This window comes from Algoriphagus namhaensis (genome assembly GCF_042649705.1).
GTDB lineage: Bacteria > Bacteroidota > Bacteroidia > Cytophagales > Cyclobacteriaceae > Algoriphagus > Algoriphagus namhaensis.
The window spans coordinates 123,217-140,257 of sequence record NZ_JBHRZS010000007.1; the positions used below are offsets into that span (position 1 = coordinate 123,217).

14 protein-coding genes are annotated in these 17,041 nt (G+C 43.8%); 9 read left to right on the top strand and 5 right to left on the bottom strand.

Translation table 11 applies throughout. The annotated features are described in order from the left end of the window. Positions 1–11 precede the first annotated feature (11 nt). Both yaaA and ACFOSV_RS08905 read right to left on the bottom strand, forming a co-directional pair. Complete coding sequence (gene yaaA, locus ACFOSV_RS08900; protein WP_377905559.1) at positions 12–764, bottom strand: peroxide stress protein YaaA; 753 nt, start codon at positions 762–764, stop codon at positions 12–14. Between the two features lies 1 nt (position 765). After that, positions 766–6,258 carry a T9SS type B sorting domain-containing protein gene (locus ACFOSV_RS08905; RefSeq protein WP_377905561.1) on the bottom strand — a complete coding sequence of 1,831 codons (5,493 nt, stop codon included), beginning with the start codon at positions 6,256–6,258 and terminating at the stop codon, positions 766–768. Between the two features lie 125 nt (positions 6,259–6,383). On the opposite strand from ACFOSV_RS08905, the gene ACFOSV_RS08910 reads away from it, so the two are divergent. The 3 genes from ACFOSV_RS08910 to ACFOSV_RS08920 all read left to right on the top strand — a co-directional run bounded on the left by ACFOSV_RS08910 (position 6,384) and on the right by ACFOSV_RS08920 (position 9,603). Then, the gene (locus ACFOSV_RS08910) at positions 6,384–7,415 is read left to right on the top strand and encodes a PorP/SprF family type IX secretion system membrane protein (protein ID WP_377907289.1); all 1,032 of its coding nucleotides are present in this window, start codon (positions 6,384–6,386) and stop codon (positions 7,413–7,415) included. 6 nt (positions 7,416–7,421) lie between these two features. Then, positions 7,422–8,654 (top strand): M48 family metallopeptidase, encoded by a 1,233-nt coding sequence (locus tag ACFOSV_RS08915; RefSeq protein WP_377905563.1) that lies wholly within the window; start codon positions 7,422–7,424, stop codon positions 8,652–8,654. Positions 8,655–8,724: 70 nt separating this feature from the next. After that, positions 8,725–9,603: a phytanoyl-CoA dioxygenase family protein gene (locus tag ACFOSV_RS08920; protein WP_377905565.1), complete on the top strand. Its 879-nt coding sequence runs from the start codon at positions 8,725–8,727 to the stop codon at positions 9,601–9,603. Between the two features lie 5 nt (positions 9,604–9,608). Here ACFOSV_RS08920 and ACFOSV_RS08925 read toward each other — a convergent pair whose 3' ends face one another. Then, a complete protein-coding gene (locus tag ACFOSV_RS08925; protein WP_377905567.1) occupies positions 9,609–10,430 on the bottom strand; it encodes a sugar phosphate isomerase/epimerase family protein in 822 nt (273 codons plus the stop codon). Positions 10,431–10,524: 94 nt separating this feature from the next. On the opposite strand from ACFOSV_RS08925, the gene ACFOSV_RS08930 reads away from it, so the two are divergent. From ACFOSV_RS08930 to ACFOSV_RS08955, 6 genes are all read left to right on the top strand, one after another. Next, the gene (locus tag ACFOSV_RS08930; protein WP_377905569.1) at positions 10,525–11,568 is read left to right on the top strand and encodes a twin-arginine translocation signal domain-containing protein; all 1,044 of its coding nucleotides are present in this window, start codon (positions 10,525–10,527) and stop codon (positions 11,566–11,568) included. A 23-nt stretch (positions 11,569–11,591) separates the two neighbouring features. Further along, positions 11,592–11,972 carry a VOC family protein gene (locus tag ACFOSV_RS08935; RefSeq protein ID WP_377905571.1) on the top strand — a complete coding sequence of 127 codons (381 nt, stop codon included), beginning with the start codon at positions 11,592–11,594 and terminating at the stop codon, positions 11,970–11,972. Positions 11,973–12,131: 159 nt separating this feature from the next. Further along, a complete protein-coding gene (locus tag ACFOSV_RS08940) occupies positions 12,132–13,433 on the top strand; it encodes a sensor histidine kinase (RefSeq protein WP_377905573.1) in 1,302 nt (433 codons plus the stop codon). Between the two features lie 76 nt (positions 13,434–13,509). Further along, positions 13,510–14,523, top strand: a complete 1,014-nt coding sequence (locus tag ACFOSV_RS08945; protein WP_377905575.1) for a ThuA domain-containing protein — start codon at positions 13,510–13,512, stop codon at positions 14,521–14,523. Positions 14,524–14,530: 7 nt separating this feature from the next. Then, positions 14,531–15,382: a sugar phosphate isomerase/epimerase family protein gene (locus tag ACFOSV_RS08950; protein WP_377905577.1), complete on the top strand. Its 852-nt coding sequence runs from the start codon at positions 14,531–14,533 to the stop codon at positions 15,380–15,382. Positions 15,383–15,440: 58 nt separating this feature from the next. Next, complete coding sequence (locus ACFOSV_RS08955) at positions 15,441–16,178, top strand: class I SAM-dependent methyltransferase (protein WP_377905579.1); 738 nt, start codon at positions 15,441–15,443, stop codon at positions 16,176–16,178. Between the two features lie 4 nt (positions 16,179–16,182). On the opposite strand, the gene ACFOSV_RS08960 is transcribed toward ACFOSV_RS08955, so the two are convergent. Together ACFOSV_RS08960 and ACFOSV_RS08965 are read right to left on the bottom strand one after the other, a co-directional pair. Next, positions 16,183–16,452 carry a UBP-type zinc finger domain-containing protein gene (locus tag ACFOSV_RS08960; protein WP_377905581.1) on the bottom strand — a complete coding sequence of 90 codons (270 nt, stop codon included), beginning with the start codon at positions 16,450–16,452 and terminating at the stop codon, positions 16,183–16,185. Positions 16,453–16,454: 2 nt separating this feature from the next. Next, entirely contained in the window at positions 16,455–17,006 is a 552-nt protein-coding gene (locus ACFOSV_RS08965; protein ID WP_377905583.1) for a dihydrofolate reductase family protein, read from the bottom strand. Positions 17,007–17,041 lie beyond the last annotated feature (35 nt).

Genomic DNA, 17,041 nt, shown 5'->3' on the forward strand with positions numbered 1-17,041 from the left:
AAACAATTAGATTACCGAATGAAGGTCCAATCTTTCTCAGTGCTCAGGGGTGCAGAAAACTCATACCCTCCTTCATTGAAGGTTTTAAGATTTTCCGGGTCACTGATTTGATTTTTGATTGCAAAATTGGTCATCATGCCACGAGCTTGTTTTGCAAAAAAACCGATGATTTTATACTCTCCGTCCTTATGCTCCTTAAAGTGAATAGTGATCACCTTGCTTTTAAGTGTCGGTTGATGAACTGCCTTAAAATATTCCTGAGAGGCTAGATTGACGACTGGTTTCCCTAGGGCAACGCTATTGATAGCCTTGGCAATTTTTTTATCCCAATACTCATACAAATTCTTCCCCTGTTTATTCTCGACTTTGGTCCCCATCTCCAATCTATAAGGCTGTATCAAGTCCAAGGGCTTTAGCAATCCATAAAGACCAGAAAGAATCCGTAAGTGTTCCTGTGCGAACTCAAAATCTTCCTGGGTATAATTGTCCACATCAATTTTAGTGTAAACGTCACCTTTGAAGGCTAGCAAAGCCTGCTTTGAGTTTTCAAAGCTAAAATTCTTCTGAAAAGTCTTGAAGCGCTCCTCATTCAATGTAGCTAGATTCTCACTGATGCCCATTAATTTACTGAGTTCAGGGGCGGTCTTCTTTTTCATCACAGACACTAGGGAGCGAATGTCTTTTTGGAATTCCGGAAGCGTGTGATCTTGAATGGAAGGTGTACTGTAATCTAGCGTTTTCGCAGGTGAAATTAAAATAAGCATACTATTGAATGACTGTAATTGCCTTGGTTAAGGTTTGGGTTAAACTTTGGTCTCTACTGGTAAACTCAACGACCACCGCATATGTTCCGTTTGGAACAAATTCTCCACCAACGGTCCCATCCCAAGGACAGAAAGGCTGACGTGGTTCGATATTTTGATGCTCGCAATAAAAGATCAATTCTCCCCATCGGTTGAATATATGCACATTGACATCATCAATGTATTCATTTGCATAAAGGATGAAATTCCTATTGGGGTCATCAAGAACTATGGCATCTGGGAACACAATCCGCAAAGCGCAGTCTTCTAAGACTTCAAAGCTGGTTACAAATTCGCAACCAAGATTATCCGAAACTGTCAATTCATAAATGCCTGGCAACAATGGCGTGAAAACAGCAGCAGTCGATATTTCCTCTCCGTTTAGAATCCAAGAATAATTATCATAGACACCGGGATCTATGCTAGTGGTGACTCCTTCTACAGCACATATGGTAAAACCTGATGGAACGACGGGAGGAATTATGGTTGATCGCACCACCTGACCATTTGCTCTACCGAGATCACATCCAGCAGCACTTCTTAGTAATGCCTCGTAGGTCCCTTCTTGTGCCACTTCAATAATCGGTTGGTCGTCGTACTGAGGAAGTCTGGTGCGTGTCCCACCTTGCACTTCATACCATTCGATATTTGCTACGGTGGTCAAATCAGCCTCAATACTGATCAATGTTGAGCTTTGATCTCCGCAGAAGGGTGTTACATCTAGGCTCACATCCACACTTTCAACAAGATTTTCGGCGAAGAAATCAATACGATTTACCGGGCAAAGTCCTCCTGTCCGTGGTTGTACCTGAAGGGAATAATTTCCATCTCTAGGTGGGGTGAAAGATTGCGATCTTCCCACAATGATTCCCGCTTCATCTTCCCATAAGAAAACTACATCAGCCGGATCTGCATTATTCAAGACGGCCTCGTATCTCGTTCCCACTTGACAATCCACAATTGGGGGTGATAATTCGAAATCAATTTCTTGAGAAATATTGGCTGTTAAAGTCAACTCGCGTGGACACTCTATTCCTGCTGGATCCTCACCTAGAAGGGTATACACCCCGCTTTGATCGATGGTGAAGTTGCCATCGGTATCAGGCGGAATCACAGTACCATTGGCATTGGTCAGTGTAAAGTCCAATGGATTGGGTGCACTCGGTGTAAAAACAAACTCACCACAAGCGGTAAAATCACTCGGTGCTGAGAAGACTACCTGATTTTGCTCTATAATTGTATACAGATTTGGATCTGGTATAGGGCAATTGGACGGATCAAGGATTTCAACCGCATACTCACCAGCAGGTACTGGGATTTGCACAAAATCCACGGAAGTGAAAGTTCCTGTGACCTCTTGACCATCTCCTTGGCGAGTGATTATATAGCTGCCAGACACGGGGCCATTGGTGAAAGTAACAGTTAAGCTCCCTTCACCTACACCATTTGGTAGACATACCTCATCATTGACAGATACCGTGTTTTCATAACCAGCAGGTGGGTTGAGATTCTCCACCGTAACTGTAGCTGTGTAGAAGCAGCCTGTGCTATTTTCGGCTTCAATACTGTAGACTCCAGGATTCAGATTAGCCACAGAAAGCACATCACCTGCATTTACATTAGTAAAGACTTCTGATGTCTCTAATATGGTGACGGTACTAGCATTCCCTTGCATAATAATCTCAAATGATCCATCAGCAGAAGTACAATCAGTCGCTGGTGTGGTTTGATTAGCTACCAACAATGGTAATTCATTGACAAGCAAATCCAATCGTTTTTCTACTGTACAGCCCTCTAAAATTGGGTCTTGAGTCACAAATATAATTTCATACTGACCGGGGCTAGGTAGATCAAGTATATTCAGATCGAGCTCGAAAAATGTTCCTAGCGATACTCGATTCGGGTCTCCATCCAGTTCATAGAAATATTCACCTTCAATAGGCGTATTTGGCGCGAAGATTACATTGGTGTCTTCATAACAAACCTCCTCGGCAGTTTGGGTGAGATCAAACTCAAATGCCGGCCCTACGAAAATTTCAGCCGTTGAAGGACAAGTTTCATAAAGTAAGGCCTCATCATCTGACAGACCATCTGGAATTCTGTAGCTGACATTGACTGTGTAGATACTTTCTTCAGTCACGGTGATAGAGTTGGAATTTTCATCTCCGAAAACTTGCCCAGCGGCGTTGGTCCATTCAAAATCATAAAGTCCCTCCGCTGGATCGTATCCATCGATGGCGGTGAGTGTCACAGGTGTCTCTGCACAAAGAGTGGCTGCATCAGGAAGTGTGAGCGTAGGAGGTGCTTCCACCAATATTTCTCCTTCTGCTCTGAAATATTCTGGATCTCCACAACGATCTACTCGCAGTTCTACGGTGTAGGTTCCAGGAGCATCAAAAATCTGCTCCAGAGTTTGGAACTGATCACCCGGACCACCAAAATCATTTTGTAAAAAGGTTCCGTCTTCTGCTGTAATCGTCCAGAAATAGGAATCTATATCAGGTTCTCCTCCACCTTCCAATAGAGCTCCAGCTCCAAGATCCGGATCCAGACAAAGTCTGGCAGGGATAGCCAATGCAGGCTCGGGAATGGAACTCCCGGAGTTTTGTACAAAGGATGGTAGCCCCAAATTCGTTGTCCCTGGCATGGGCTCTACAGCGTCCTGCGTAAAGGTGGAATTCGCAGTACAGCCAGTCCCTACGTTGATTTGACCGATCTGATTTGATCCTACCACTGCCACATATATCTGGCCGTCTGGGCCGATCTGCAATGCACCAAGGTCCAGTCCCGAAGTTTGACTGACCGTGTTTCTTGTGCTGAGTATACAGGCTTCGATCTGCGGTCGAGTAGAAGCAGTGCCAAAGCAAGCAGGACAGGCGGAGGCATCTGGGTCATCGTTTTCTACGGCACGAATGATAAATTCTTCTACGCCAGGGCCTCCATTTCTGTAAGAGACGAGGACACGATCACTTTCATCTGAAAATTCTAATCCATACACGTCCCCGTCACAGCCTAGATCAATCCGAGCATATTCTGTCAATTCCCCAGTACTGGAGTCAAAATCAAAAATCTCTAATTTATTGCATCCCCCTTCAGAAATAGTCACTGCGAGCTTTTCCCCATCAGGACTGAATTTCATGGCTCCGACACCTGAGTTAAATCCATGGTTGCTTCCAACAGAGCTCAAAACAGGTTCACCTATACCATTCAAGGTAACAGGATATGCTCGGAAGGTATTGTTGCCTAGCTCATGGAACATCACCCATGTGGTATCGCCTGCATTCAATGCAGCACTGTGTTCGGTGGAGGGACTGAAAAGGAAGTTATCTTTTGTGGTGACATTCCCCACACCATTCTGGTTTTCAGCTTTGATATCAACCAAGGAGAATTTGACTTCATTTTCTCCGTTTGCTGATTGTTGAGTGGTGAATAAATAAAATAGCGTACGGTCTTCGGGAACGGGAACAGCGATTACTCCTTGGCTGGATCCATTGTCGCCGCCAATATCGTCCCCATTTTCCATCAAGTTTCCATTCAAATCCCAGACAGATTGCCCGTCGGTAAAGAATAATACCTCTCCATTCTGATCAGATATGGTGGTGGTCCCTGCAGGAATATTCTGCGGATGCCGCTGAGCAATAGGCCGAGGCGTAGGTGCCTCGGGATCATCAGGGTCTGGATTGAAGTCCAAACCTGCACCGTCACCGAAGTACCAAATATTATTCGACTGATCTGGGAGGTCCCAGACCTTCACTGTCATTTGAGCGTAAGCATAGCACTCTGACCCAGGCTCACGGACTAGCACCCAGTAAGTACCCGGTAGGCATACTTCATTTTCTTGGCGAGTGGTCCAGCCCTCGTCACGATAGTTGGACCAGAAGTATTCGTAATTATCTCCTCCGCCTCCGCCGGGAGTTTCACCTCCCTGTTCACCACTCATGGATTGAGCTTCGAGCAGAGCTCCAATATCCACACATTGTCCTTCGCATATGGTGGTGTCTTGTGGAGTGAAATTAGCCTCAAGGTTATTTTCAGTAAGTGTGATTGAATTCGTGGCTGTACGAGTGACTCCGTCTGCAAAGGTTACGGTTAAGGTTACTTTTATGCTTTGTCCAGTGGCAGCATCGGCAGGAATCAAGAAATGCTCTTGAGTGTAGTCACTATCCACTGGATTTCCCAAGGAGTCTACTAATGGAGGATCAAATTCCCAATTGAAGCTGACAGGTCTATAGTTTTCTGGAGTGATCTCACTGGTAAGCTGGATAGGGTTATTGGCACAAGGCATATCTGGTGCCCATGTAAAGCTGACCGTAGGCTCAATATCCGCATTGGGAGCAAATACAGGGAATATAGTTCCACAAAAGTCAACTCCCATAAATGGATCTTCCTCAAGGTTAATGGCAGCAAGATCGGGTTCATTTGGATTGGTTACCCTTCCAATAAGCTGAGGTCCGCCTGCTACTTCTTCGTAGATATAATAAAGATTTCCGTCGGGACCTACTTTCAGGTCATAAACACCGTTTAGGTTGTCTGCCAAGGGAATGACCTCTGGAGTTGCACTTAAATCATCTGCAGGCACGCGGACAAGTTCATTTCCTCTTGAAAAATAAACAAAAGCTCCATCTGGAGAAAAAGCTGCACCGCCGAATGGTTCTCCATTTCCGGATTGATCAATAGGCTGAGGACTTCCAAAGGTCCCACTACTCGTATCAAAATCCAGAACTACTATCTCCCCGCCAGTACCTGGAGGAATCAGAATTAATTTTTGTTGATCCGCATCAAATACTATCGCTTCAGGGGTAAAACCGAGCGCTTCAGTATCTGTGGTTGTAAAGTTTCCTTCTCCAGAATCTAAGCGTCGAGAGACGATATTTCCATTATCGAAACTGATCAGATATGAAGGAGAGGAAGGAGTTTTAACTACTAAAAGCGCACCCTCTGCAGATCCAATGGTCACGTCTTTGGAAATTACCTCCCCTAGTGGGCGCTCATTTCCCACGGCCTGACCCGGGGCATTCATATCCACCACTGAGTACAATAGCTGTCCTCCAGGCGAGATATAGAAAATGTAAAAGAGCTTATTTCCGTCTGGGTCGTACTCCAGAAAACCAGTAGCCACCTTTTGCCTGCCATCGATATCTCCGTTTAGCCCGGGAGCAGATCCTTGTAGGGGATTGGAGCTATTGTCATACACCAATTCTCCATTGGTTAAGAAAAGCGGCTGCCCAGTGATAGGATCGATCGCAATGGCATTGTTATTGGAGCCAACAAGTACGGTGCCGGGAAGGGTCTGTACCGTGGGTGTTTCGCCTTTTCCAAAAGAAAGATAATTGTTTGGAGTACCTGCTCCACAATAACCAAAAATCCACTCGTTATCATTGAAGCCTTGGGCTTTTGACGCAGATGGAAGACAAAAGACAATTAATAGGGCGCAACAAGCAAAAATAAACTTCAACCTTATGGATTTAAAGGGGCTTTTCATACTTTTCGAACTGCTTACTAAAACAAGAAGAAGGACTAATCGTTTTAAAAGCTGACTGAATATTCAAATTAACGAACAAATACTTGTTACGGTCTTCGATTCACATTGTTTTTTTTGTAATGGCCTGCTTTTGCAGCATCACCTCTGCATTTGCTCAGGATCCGCAATATAGTCAATACTATGCGGCGCCTCTTTATCTCAATCCAGCTATGGCGGGAGGAGAGTTGACGGGTCGGATTGGCTTCAACTATAGAAACCAATGGCCAAGCATAGATGCACAGTTTACGACTTTCTCAGCTTATTATGACACGTACTTGCCTGATTACAACAGCGGGGTAGGTATTATGGTCATGCAGGATACGGAAGGTGCAGCAAAATTGCGGTCGACCACTATCTCTGCACTTTATTCATACGAATTGAGATTGGGAGAAAATTCATATTTCCGTCCAGGTTTTCAAGCCAGTTATATTCGCAGAGAAATCGGTTTCTATGAAAACCTTGTTTTCGCAAATCAAATCAATCCTAGCGATCCTTTTGGGCCGATTTTACCTGGAACGGATATTCCGGGTCTCGGTGATCCGGTGAATATGCTCTCTTTGTCCTTTGGCGGACTTTTCTTTACTGAGGATTTTTGGATCGGAGGATCTGCGCATCATGTGAATACTCCGAATCAGTCTTTTTTGGACGGAGTGAGTCCACTTCCTGCCAAATTCTCTTTGCATGCCGGTTATAGGATCTCACTCGGTGAGGGATCCATGCGACAGGATTTCACACATATGAGAAAAGAGAGATATCTTACGCCTACGATCAATTATAAGCGTCAAGGACCTTTCGAGCAGTTGGATGTGGGAGCGTATTTCTATGTGGAACCTCTCGTTTTTGGATTATGGTATCGAGGCCTTCCTTACAAACCAGTGGAGGATCAAAGCAACAGGGATGCAATCGTCATGATGGTCGGGGTAAATCTGCTCAGTGGCCTCAATGTGGGCTACAGCTTTGACTATACGGTATCACAACTTGGAATTCAGTCCGGTGGGGCGCACGAGCTCAGCGTCTCCTGGACACTTCCAAATAAATATCAGGGAAAACCCAATCGAAGAGACACTATTCTTCCCTGTCCTAAGTTTTAAAATTTAATGCAAGCGGAAAACCTAACCTATTTGTTAGTAGGGGTTTTGGTTTTTGGATTCCTTTGGGAAAAGACGCTAAGTTTTCTCAATAACCGACAGCCAGTACCCGCTATTCCTGATACCCTTGAGCAGTATCTTGGAAAAGATAAACTGAAGGAGTCAAAAGCCTACCAGCAAACTAATTTTCGATTTGGATTAGTAGCCGGCACAGTTTCTTTCTTGATTACTTTTTGCTTTATCTGCTTTGGTTGGTTTGGCGCAATAGATCAATGGGTGGCAGGCTTTCATATTCCCCCACTAGCGCAGTCGGTGGTATTTTTTGCTTTGATATTTATAGGATCTGACGTGCTCAGTCTACCCTTTGACTACTACAGCACCTTTGTGATTGAGGAAAAATTTGGGTTCAACAAAACCACCATCAAGACTTTTTTTACGGATAAAGTGAAAGGGTATATTCTTTCCATGATTATCGGAGGGGGGCTTTTGGTGCTTTTTCTTTGGCTGATCCATCAGATGGGTAGAAATTTCTGGTGGCAGTTTTGGTTGATTGCTTCAGTATTTATGGTCTTCGTGAATCTCTTTTATACCTCGGTCATCCTCCCGCTCTTCAATACACTCAGGCCTCTGGAAGATGGGGAGCTCAAGGAAAGTATCGTGCGCTATGCCAAATCTGTGAATTTTCCTCTGGACAATATTTTGGTGATGGATGGCAGTAAGCGATCCGCCAAGGCAAATGCTTTTTTCTCCGGTTTTGGGAAAAGGAAAAAAGTAGTGCTGTACGACACACTAATTGATCAACATACGCCAGAAGAGCTAGTCGCAGTTCTGGCACATGAGGTGGGACATTATAAGAAAAAGCATATCATTTGGGGGATGATGGCTTCTATCCTCCAAATAGGTCTTCTTCTTTTTGTTCTTGCCCAGTTTATCTTCAATGAGCCGATGAGTCTGGCACTTGGTGGATCAGAATGGTCTGTGGAGCTAAATCTAATTGGATTCATTATGCTATTTGCCCCGATTTCCATGATTATAGGAATAGGGATGAATTGGCTAAGTCGGAAAAATGAATTCGAAGCTGATGCATTTGCAAAAGAGACCTTTGCGGGCAAACCTTTGGCAGAGGCTTTGAAAACTCTTTCTATTAGTTCTCTCAGTAATATCAATCCACATCCTTGGTACGTCTTTGTAAATTATTCTCATCCACCACTTTTGGAGCGGTTGCAAAAGCTTGAAGCTTAATCAATCTTAGGTTGTAAGTAACTTTTTGATTTTTGCTTATCTTTCTTTTACCAAAAGCCTTTTACTTGATATGAATGATCTGGCAGAATTCCACGCATCTATTTCCGACCTTTTTCCACAGCCCAAGACCAAAGCCGATTGGGAGCAGTACCGCTTAAGCGAAGAACAGCTCGATTTTTTCAATGAAGAGGGCTATCTCGCTGATGTGAAACTGCTCAATGAGGATCAAATTGAAGCCCTGAAAAATGCCTTGGACGAAGTAATGGATCCTACACATCCGTTACATTCTTTATTTCATGAGTTTCATAGCAATGAGTCTGGTGATCCAAATAAGGTCCTTTTTCATTCCCTGGGACATTGGAGAATCCATCCGGCCTTTCATGATGTGATCTGGAATCCTGCTTTCCGCATGGCTGCCTCTCAATTATTGGGAGATCGAGCAGTACGCTTTTGGCATGATCAGCTTTTTTGCAAGCCGGCGCATCATGGAGGAAATGTGGCCTGGCATCAGGATTACAGCTACTGGACCAGGACGATCGAGATGCAGCACCTAACTTGCTGGTGCGGGCTGGATGATGCCAATGAGGAAAATGGCTGTCTGCAATATGTGCCTCGATCCCATCGATGGGGCCTATTGGAGAAGCCTGCCCTAGCTGGTGAAATGGATGGACTGATGCAAATGATGAGCGAAGAGCAAAAAGCGAACTTTAAGCCCGTACCTATTCCATTGAAGGCAGGTCATGGAGCATTTCACCATCCACTTTTGGTGCACGGAAGCTTTGCAAATTTTTCTGATCGTTCGCGGAAGGCTTTTGTATTGAACGTCTTTGCAGATGGGACAGTATCGGATACGGATGAGCCTCTTTTGGAGGGAATTCCAGCCATAAAAAAAGGATTGAAACTCGAAGGGAAATTCTTCCCGCTTATTTTCAACCCTTCAGAAATCTGATTTCTTTACTTCAAATGCTTTTGGATAAAAGCGACACTCTGTGGAATCTGACTCACTGATCTGGAGCTCTCGTCCTCGATGACCAAAAAGGCCGTACCTTGTTTCTTTGCCTCTTTGATGATGGCTGCGATACCTACATCACCCGTACCTAGGACTACATTATCTTCCACGTCGGCCCGGCCATCTAAGGAGTTTTTCGTGCCTTTTCTTCGATCTTTCATGTGAAGCATAGGAAATTTACCAGGATAGGTTTTCATAATTTTCAAAGGATCTCCACCCCCTTGTTTCACCCAAAATACATCCATATTGAAGGCAAAGTTTTTTGCATTTTCAAACATGTAGTCCATCAATTGACCGTCTGCTGTGGGACTGAATTCATAGCCGTGGGGATGATAGAGTAGGGTGAGGCCTTCTTTTTGCAACTTTGCACCAGCATCATTAAAGAGTGCGGTGGCATCGATTAATTCTTCTGCTGAGATAGGTCCTTCCGCATGAGGGATCCAATAGCAGGTCACATATTTTGCACCAAATTTTTTAGCATTGGCAATAATTGGGGAGAGGTCTTGGCTGAGTTGCCCGTAATCTGCGCCCACCCCAATGATCCTGAGCTGATTATCCTTTAGCATGGATTGAAATTCACTGTCCGAGTAGCCATATCCACCTCCTCCTTCGAGGGCGTTGATTCCCCAGCTCGGAATCATTTCGAAGTATTTACCGGGGTTATCTTTAAGTTCATTTCTCAAGCTGTAAAGCTGAAGGGCAATTTCCTGGGCTGCGAGAGAAAAAGTCATGAGTAGGGCGAAAGTTAATAAGGTGAATCGTTTCATTTTCCTTTGAATTAGGTAATCAATAGTCTAAAATAACAAAAACTATTTGGCTTAGGGATGAAATCCTTAAATTGGTACAGATCTAAATTATTCCATGAAAACATCTCGAAGAGACTTTCTCAAAACCACCTCAACCCTCGGACTTGCTATGAGTATTTCACCTGCTTTTTCCTTTGATTTTAAAAATGCACCACTTATCGGACACGGAGATTTTCAATATCGTGTGGATGAAAAATGGGGGATGCTCGACCCGAGTAAGGTTCCTGTAGTGAATTGCCATGAAATGGTCATGGATAGCAAAGGCCGGATGATTATGCTTACAGATGAAGCTAAAAACAATGTGATCATTTACGATCAGTCAGGAAAGCTTCTTAAAACTTGGACCCTTGGCCTAGGTCAAGCACATGGACTGACGTTAGTAGACGAAGGAGATGCCGAATACCTCTGGGTGGTGGATAATGGAGGGCGTGTGGTGAAGACTACCTTGGACGGAGTAGTGGTGTCTGAAATCCCTTTTCCAAAGAAAGAAGGGATTTATACCGAAGAAATGAGATGGGTGCCAACGGAAACGGCTGTGGCTCCAAATGGTGATCTTTACATTGCAGATGGATATGGTTCCCAGTATTTTTTGCAGTACGATAAGGATGGGAATTTTATCCGGAAATTTGGTGGGCCAGGAAATGAAGATGCACAGTTCAGTACTGCACATGGCATTGCCATCGATCAGCGTGGAGGCAAGGCTCCAACTCTGATGTGTACCTCGAGAGGGCATAATTCCTTCAAACGTTTTAGTATGGATGGCAAGTACATGGAGACCATCTTTCTTCCTGGAGCCTTCGTTTGTAGACCGGTGATCCACGGGGATCATTTGTATGCGGGCGTTTGCTGGTCAAGATTGAAATACCTGAACCAGACGGACAATTCTGGTTTTGTGACTATTCTCGATCAAGACAATAAAGTCATATCAAATCCAGGTGGAACTGCTCCAGAATATAAAAATGGAGAGCTCCAGCTTATGGTACAATCTGAGCCTATTTTCAAGCATTGCCATGATGTGTGTATCGATCAGGATGAAAATATCTACGTGTGTCAGTGGAATGCTGGCAAAACCTACCCGATTAAGTTAATTCGAAGTTAAATATTCACTAAACCCCTAATGCTATGAAACCTGTTCACGTTGCTTGGTTCGAGATTCCGACTTCCGATTTGGATCGGGCGATTACTTTTTATCAGACCGTATTCGATTGCAAACTAGAAAAACTGGATATGGGAGAATTTAAAATGGCCATGTTTCCATCAGACCAAAAGAGTCATGGCGCGGGTGGGAGCCTAGTTTATCACAAGGACTTTTACGAGTGTAGCTCAAGTGCAGGAACACTGGTGTATTTTCATTCGGAAGATTGCGATACCGAGCTGGCTCGTGTGGCGAAGGCTGGTGGCAGCGTGCAGATTCCAAAGCAGCAAATTTCTCCTGAATATGGCTACATGGCAGTTTTTATGGATTCTGAGGGGAATAGAATAGCACTACACTCCAACAAGTAAGGTCTTAGAATAATTTGTCGGGATATTTGCACTTTTAGCAGAAAGAGTAGTTTATTATTAGATAAGTCTTAATATTTCAAGGAATAGTAATTTTTTTTCTTTTTCTCCTCGGGTATTTCTCTATTTTTACGAGTCAAATGAAAAATAATATTTTTATCTATGGGGGCTTTAAAAGAGGAGCCAATTAAGAGCACATTTATTTTTGGTTTCGAAAAGCTCCAGGAAAAGACGGCGTTGCTTTTTAGCCTTTTGGCCTCAATGCTTATGGTATTGCTGGCAGTCTCAGATTATATTCTTGGACTGAATAGTTTTATTGTATTCCTTAAATTGGGAATGACCATTCCATTTTTTGTAGGGTATCTGGTGATCCGAAAGTATGGGCTCAAGCCTTACCTTATTCATATTTTACTGCTATTCGCTATTGCTGGGATTTATTTTAATTTCATGAATAATGATGGTTATCGAGGTCCGACCATCTATACATTTTTTATTTTCATCATTATCTACTCTGTTTTGTTAAGAGGCTGGGAGAGGTTGGTTTGGTTTGTAGGGTCATTATTTTTTTATATCGCCATCTTCTACCTGGATGTAAATGGGAAGTTGGATGTGATTTCCAATTATACGGATGAATCCAGCCTGTTTTGGGATCATTTTGTAACGATCCTATGGTGCAGCGTTTTTGTGTTTATATGCCTTTACGTTTTCATCACCCAATATAAAAATCAGACGAATGCCTTGAATCGACTCCGTACGAAACAGCAGGAGAATATCGTGGAAATTAGGCGTGTGAATGATCAGAAAGACCGGCTACTTGCTTTACTTTCTCATGATTTGAAAAACCCAATTGGGACGCTTACTACCACCCTTTCTTTAATGGATCAGGGAGTTTTCGAAACGAAAGAAATCGAGCGAATACTCTCGAGCTTGAAAGAGCAGTCCTATCATTTGAATAAAGTACTCAATAATACTCTGAGCTATGTGCTGACGGAACTTCAAAGTGAAAGCCAAAACAAGGAAGCGCGTAGGGTAGTGGAGTTTTCTTCAGAGATTCGGCAGGTGATGCAAGTGCAGGCCAAGCAGAAGGATCAAAACATCGATTTTGTGGTCAAAGGCACGGATAGAGAGGTGGTGCTGGAGATTAATGAAATCAGCATCATTTTGAAAAATCTATTGGATAATGCGATTAAGTTTTCTCAAATAGGAGCAACAGTCACCTTTATCCTCGAAATCGAAGACGCGCTGATTCGATGGATGATTATCAATGAGGGAGTGGAAATTCCTGAGTCTGAACATTCGGAGATTTTTAAATTTCGAGTGAAGCCCTCGTACGGCACCAGTAAAGAAAAAGGAACAGGTCTGGGACTTCCTCTTTCGAAAAAAATAGCCGATTCAAATGGCTTGATTCTGGGTTTCGAATCAAGTTCATTTAAGACCGTTTTCTATCTAGAGAAGGAATTTTAAGTACCCTTCGATCGAAGGTCCGACTTTCATTTGGAATCGTTGGGCTTTTTTTATTTCTTCTAGAAAATTAGAGCCCATGAAGACCTTCCTGCAACGCGTACATTTTTTATTCATGTTTTTTCTGTTGCCTGTCATGCTCCAAGCGCAAAATGGGGTGACATTTCTGGAATTTTCCGGAGGAGAAGGACCAGGAAATGGAAAACACATCGTCTTGGTGGCAGCAGATGATGAATACCGCTCAGAGGAATCCATGCCCATGCTTGCAAAAATTTTGTCCACCCGTTTTGGATTCAAAACCACGGTGCTGTTTGCCATTGAGCCTGAGAGTGGAGATGTAGTTCCCAACTACCAGCAGAATATTCCCAACCTTTCCGCGCTTCAGTCTGCGGATCTGATGATTATGCTCATTAGATTCCGTGATCTTCCTAACGATCAGATGGATCATTTTGAGAGCTTTTTTCGATCTGGAAAACCATTTATTGCGCTACGAACTTCCACCCATCCTTTCGCAATCAAAGATCCTGAATCTCCCTATGCAAGCTGGAATTGGAATAGTAAGATTCCCGGATGGGAGGGTGGTTTTGGACAGCAGGTGATCGGGGAGACTTGGGTCGCACATCATGGGATTCATGGCAAAGAAGGGACTCGGGCGCTGATCGAGGGGGTCAACCAATTGGCCAATCATCCTATCCTCACAGGAGTAAACGATATCTGGGGGCCTTCGGATGTGTATTCGGTGAAGAATCTTCCGGCTAGCGCAAATGTATTGCTTATGGGACAGTCTACTGCTGGCATGACAGATACCGCACCTTTGATGTGGGAAAAGTCGCTAATGCCCATTGCCTGGACCAAGGAATATCAAATGCCGGGAGAGAAAAAAGGAAAGCTTTTCGCATCCACCATGGGTGCATCGTTAGATTTTCAAAGCACCGATCTCAGACGCTTAATTGTAAATGCCACCTTTTGGCTCTTGGAAATGGAAGATGTGATTTCTCCTGACTGGTCCATGGATATTGTAGGGAACTATTCACCCACACCCTTTGGATTTGATACCTTTAGAAAGGGGATGAAAGTGTCGGATTTTAACTAATGGCAGCATGAATAAAATAGGATTTAACGTACTCGCTTGGTCGGCAGAAGTCTCTGAAAACCTCTTTCCAATTCTTGATCGACTCAAAGAAATCGGATATGATGGGGCTGAATTTTTTGTGGGGCCTTGGGAGGAAAAGGCATTCAAACTTGTTGGGAACCATTGTGCGGATATAGGTCTACAAGTGACCACTGTTACCGTGATGGGCCCGGATGAAAACCCTATTTCCCCTGATGCCGCAGTTCGAAACAAGGCAAAACAAAAATTGAAGTGGATTTTGGATCGCTCGGCAGAATTGGGTTCTCAAGTTCTTTGCGGTCCTTACCATTCTGCATTTGCGACTTTCGAAGAGCGGGCGCCGGTGGAGGTGGACTATGATCGATCTGCTGAAGTGCTTCATGCTACCGCAGAATATGCCGAATCACTTGGGATCCTCTGTACTCCTGAGGCATTAAATCGTTTCGAGTGCTTCTTGTGCAATACGATGGAGCAGTTGGATTATTTGCTCGCCAAGGTCAACCATCCCAATGCCAAAGCCATGTTTGACACCCATCATGCGAATATGGAGGAGAAAAAAATGGATCAAGCCATCGAGTTTATAGCTCCAAAACTCGGGCATTTTCATATCTCCGAAAACGATCGAGGGACTCCAGGATCTGGTCATGTGGATTTTGATCAGACTTTTTCCACATTGAAAAAAATAGGTTATCAAGGCTGGCTAACGATCGAAGGATTTACACGAAATGACCCAGCCTTTGCCAATTCTATCGGGGTTTGGCGAAATTTTTCCGAGCCTTGGGATATGGCTGAAAAAGGCTATGAATTGATTAAAAGCCAGCTCGAAAAGCATCGAATTTAGATTTTTTTCTATCCAGGCAAACATGAGTTGGCCTCTGAGGTTAATTAAAAAAGACCTTATGCAAAAACGCCTTTTCATCCTGCTAGTACTACCCTTATTGGGATTTCATTTTTCTTGTGATGCTCAAAACTCCACGAAAGAGACATCCGAAAGCTATTCCTATACCAACCCCACAAGAGATGGTACTGGGAAAATCTACATGGGCCGGGAAATATCGCAGGTAATGGGCTTTGCTGGAAGAGCATGGCTAGAGCGCCAAAGTAGGGAACAAGAGGAAAGTGTGTCCCTCGCTATCCAGAATTTACCGGTGACCCAGTCTAGTGTCGTGGCAGATGTCGGTGCAGGTTCCGGTTATTATACCTTTCGGGTTGCGACAAAAGTGCCAAATGGAAAAGTGTATGCCGTGGAGATTCAGCAGGATGCGATTGATTATCTGAATGAGCGAAGTACTCAAGAGGGAGTTGAAAATGTGGAAACGGTATTGGGTACAGAGAAATCCCCAAACCTACCGGAGAATTCAGTGGATTTGGCCTTTATGGTGGATGTGTATCATGAGTTGGCTTTTCCAGAGGAAATGCTGCAAGAAATCAGAAAGTCCCTCAAGCCTGGAGGTAAGCTTCTGCTGATCGAATATAGAGGGGAGGACCCTACAATCATGATTAAGCCTTTACACAAAATGACGGCAGCACAAGTCAAAAAGGAGCTAAAAGCCAATGGATTCAAATTTGTAGAAAATGGGACTTTTATGAAAATCCAGCATTTTTTAGTGTTTGAGAAGGATTCAAAATTTGATTAGAGAATCAATATCTCATAAAAAGCTCGTCTTCATAGCAATACAACCATCGCTCGCCCTGCTCAGCCGAGGCGATCACAGGATGTTTGCTTTCAGCAAAATGTGCGCTGGCATGTTGGTTTTTTGAGCTATCACAGCATAAGGTAATGCCGCAGCTTTGACAAGTGCGGAGATGGACCCATTCGTCACCAGTTTTGACGCATTCAGCACATTCTTGGCTTTTGGGATTTTTTACCTCATCGGCAAGGGCTTGATCTAGATGAGAGCAGGATTTCATTTTCATGGTTTTGTGGGTTTTCTTCGGTAAGTGAGGCTTACAGCTCCAGTTTCAAAAGATTGTGTTTTTATTAAATCCAGGCTGGTTTCCTTTGGTGAGTTAGGAAAAAGGGGGATTCCATTTCCTAAGATTATAGGGATGATGGTAAGGATAATTTCGTCGATTTCATCCCAATTCAGCAATTCTGTAATGATTTGTCCTCCTCCTACTATCCAAATAGATTTTTTGCTTTGAGCTTTAATTTTCTCTAGGGAGAATGAGGTTAACTCGACAGCTTGCGTTTTTGCTGTTTTGGTCTGGTAGTCTCTTTGCCGGCTGAGTACGTAGGTTTCCGAATCGCTGTAAGGCCAGTCCACTCCAAAGCCCAGAATCTCCTCATAGGTTTGTCTACCCATCAAAATGGTATCAATTCCTTCTAGAAATTCTCCATATCCATAATCCAGTTGGTTTGGGTTGGGTAGATTCATCAGCCAGTCCAGTTCACCATTCTCTCTGGCTATAAATCCATCCAGGCTTTGGGCGATGTAGAGTTTGATTGCGGGAGATTTGCTCATTCCATTAATTTAGCGATTTCTTGCGTAGCCTACAG

What these genes read in the sequence shown, in the direction of transcription:
- ACFOSV_RS08935 (WP_377905571.1), top strand. Translation starts at nt 11,592, where the DNA reads ATGAAACCTGTTCACGTTGCTTGGTTCGAGATTCCGACTTCCGATTTG.
- ACFOSV_RS08965 (WP_377905583.1), bottom strand. Translation starts at nt 17,006, where the DNA reads ATGAGCAAATCTCCCGCAATCAAACTCTACATCGCCCAAAGCCTGGAT.
- ACFOSV_RS08925 (WP_377905567.1), bottom strand. Translation starts at nt 10,430, where the DNA reads ATGAAACGATTCACCTTATTAACTTTCGCCCTACTCATGACTTTTTCT.
- ACFOSV_RS08950 (WP_377905577.1), top strand. Translation starts at nt 14,531, where the DNA reads ATGAATAAAATAGGATTTAACGTACTCGCTTGGTCGGCAGAAGTCTCT.
- ACFOSV_RS08955 (WP_377905579.1), top strand. Translation starts at nt 15,441, where the DNA reads ATGCAAAAACGCCTTTTCATCCTGCTAGTACTACCCTTATTGGGATTT.
- yaaA (WP_377905559.1), bottom strand. Translation starts at nt 764, where the DNA reads ATGCTTATTTTAATTTCACCTGCGAAAACGCTAGATTACAGTACACCT.
- ACFOSV_RS08920 (WP_377905565.1), top strand. Translation starts at nt 8,725, where the DNA reads ATGAATGATCTGGCAGAATTCCACGCATCTATTTCCGACCTTTTTCCA.
- ACFOSV_RS08945 (WP_377905575.1), top strand. Translation starts at nt 13,510, where the DNA reads ATGAAGACCTTCCTGCAACGCGTACATTTTTTATTCATGTTTTTTCTG.
- ACFOSV_RS08940 (WP_377905573.1), top strand. Translation starts at nt 12,132, where the DNA reads ATGGGGGCTTTAAAAGAGGAGCCAATTAAGAGCACATTTATTTTTGGT.
- ACFOSV_RS08930 (WP_377905569.1), top strand. Translation starts at nt 10,525, where the DNA reads ATGAAAACATCTCGAAGAGACTTTCTCAAAACCACCTCAACCCTCGGA.
- ACFOSV_RS08915 (WP_377905563.1), top strand. Translation starts at nt 7,422, where the DNA reads ATGCAAGCGGAAAACCTAACCTATTTGTTAGTAGGGGTTTTGGTTTTT.
- ACFOSV_RS08960 (WP_377905581.1), bottom strand. Translation starts at nt 16,452, where the DNA reads ATGAAATCCTGCTCTCATCTAGATCAAGCCCTTGCCGATGAGGTAAAA.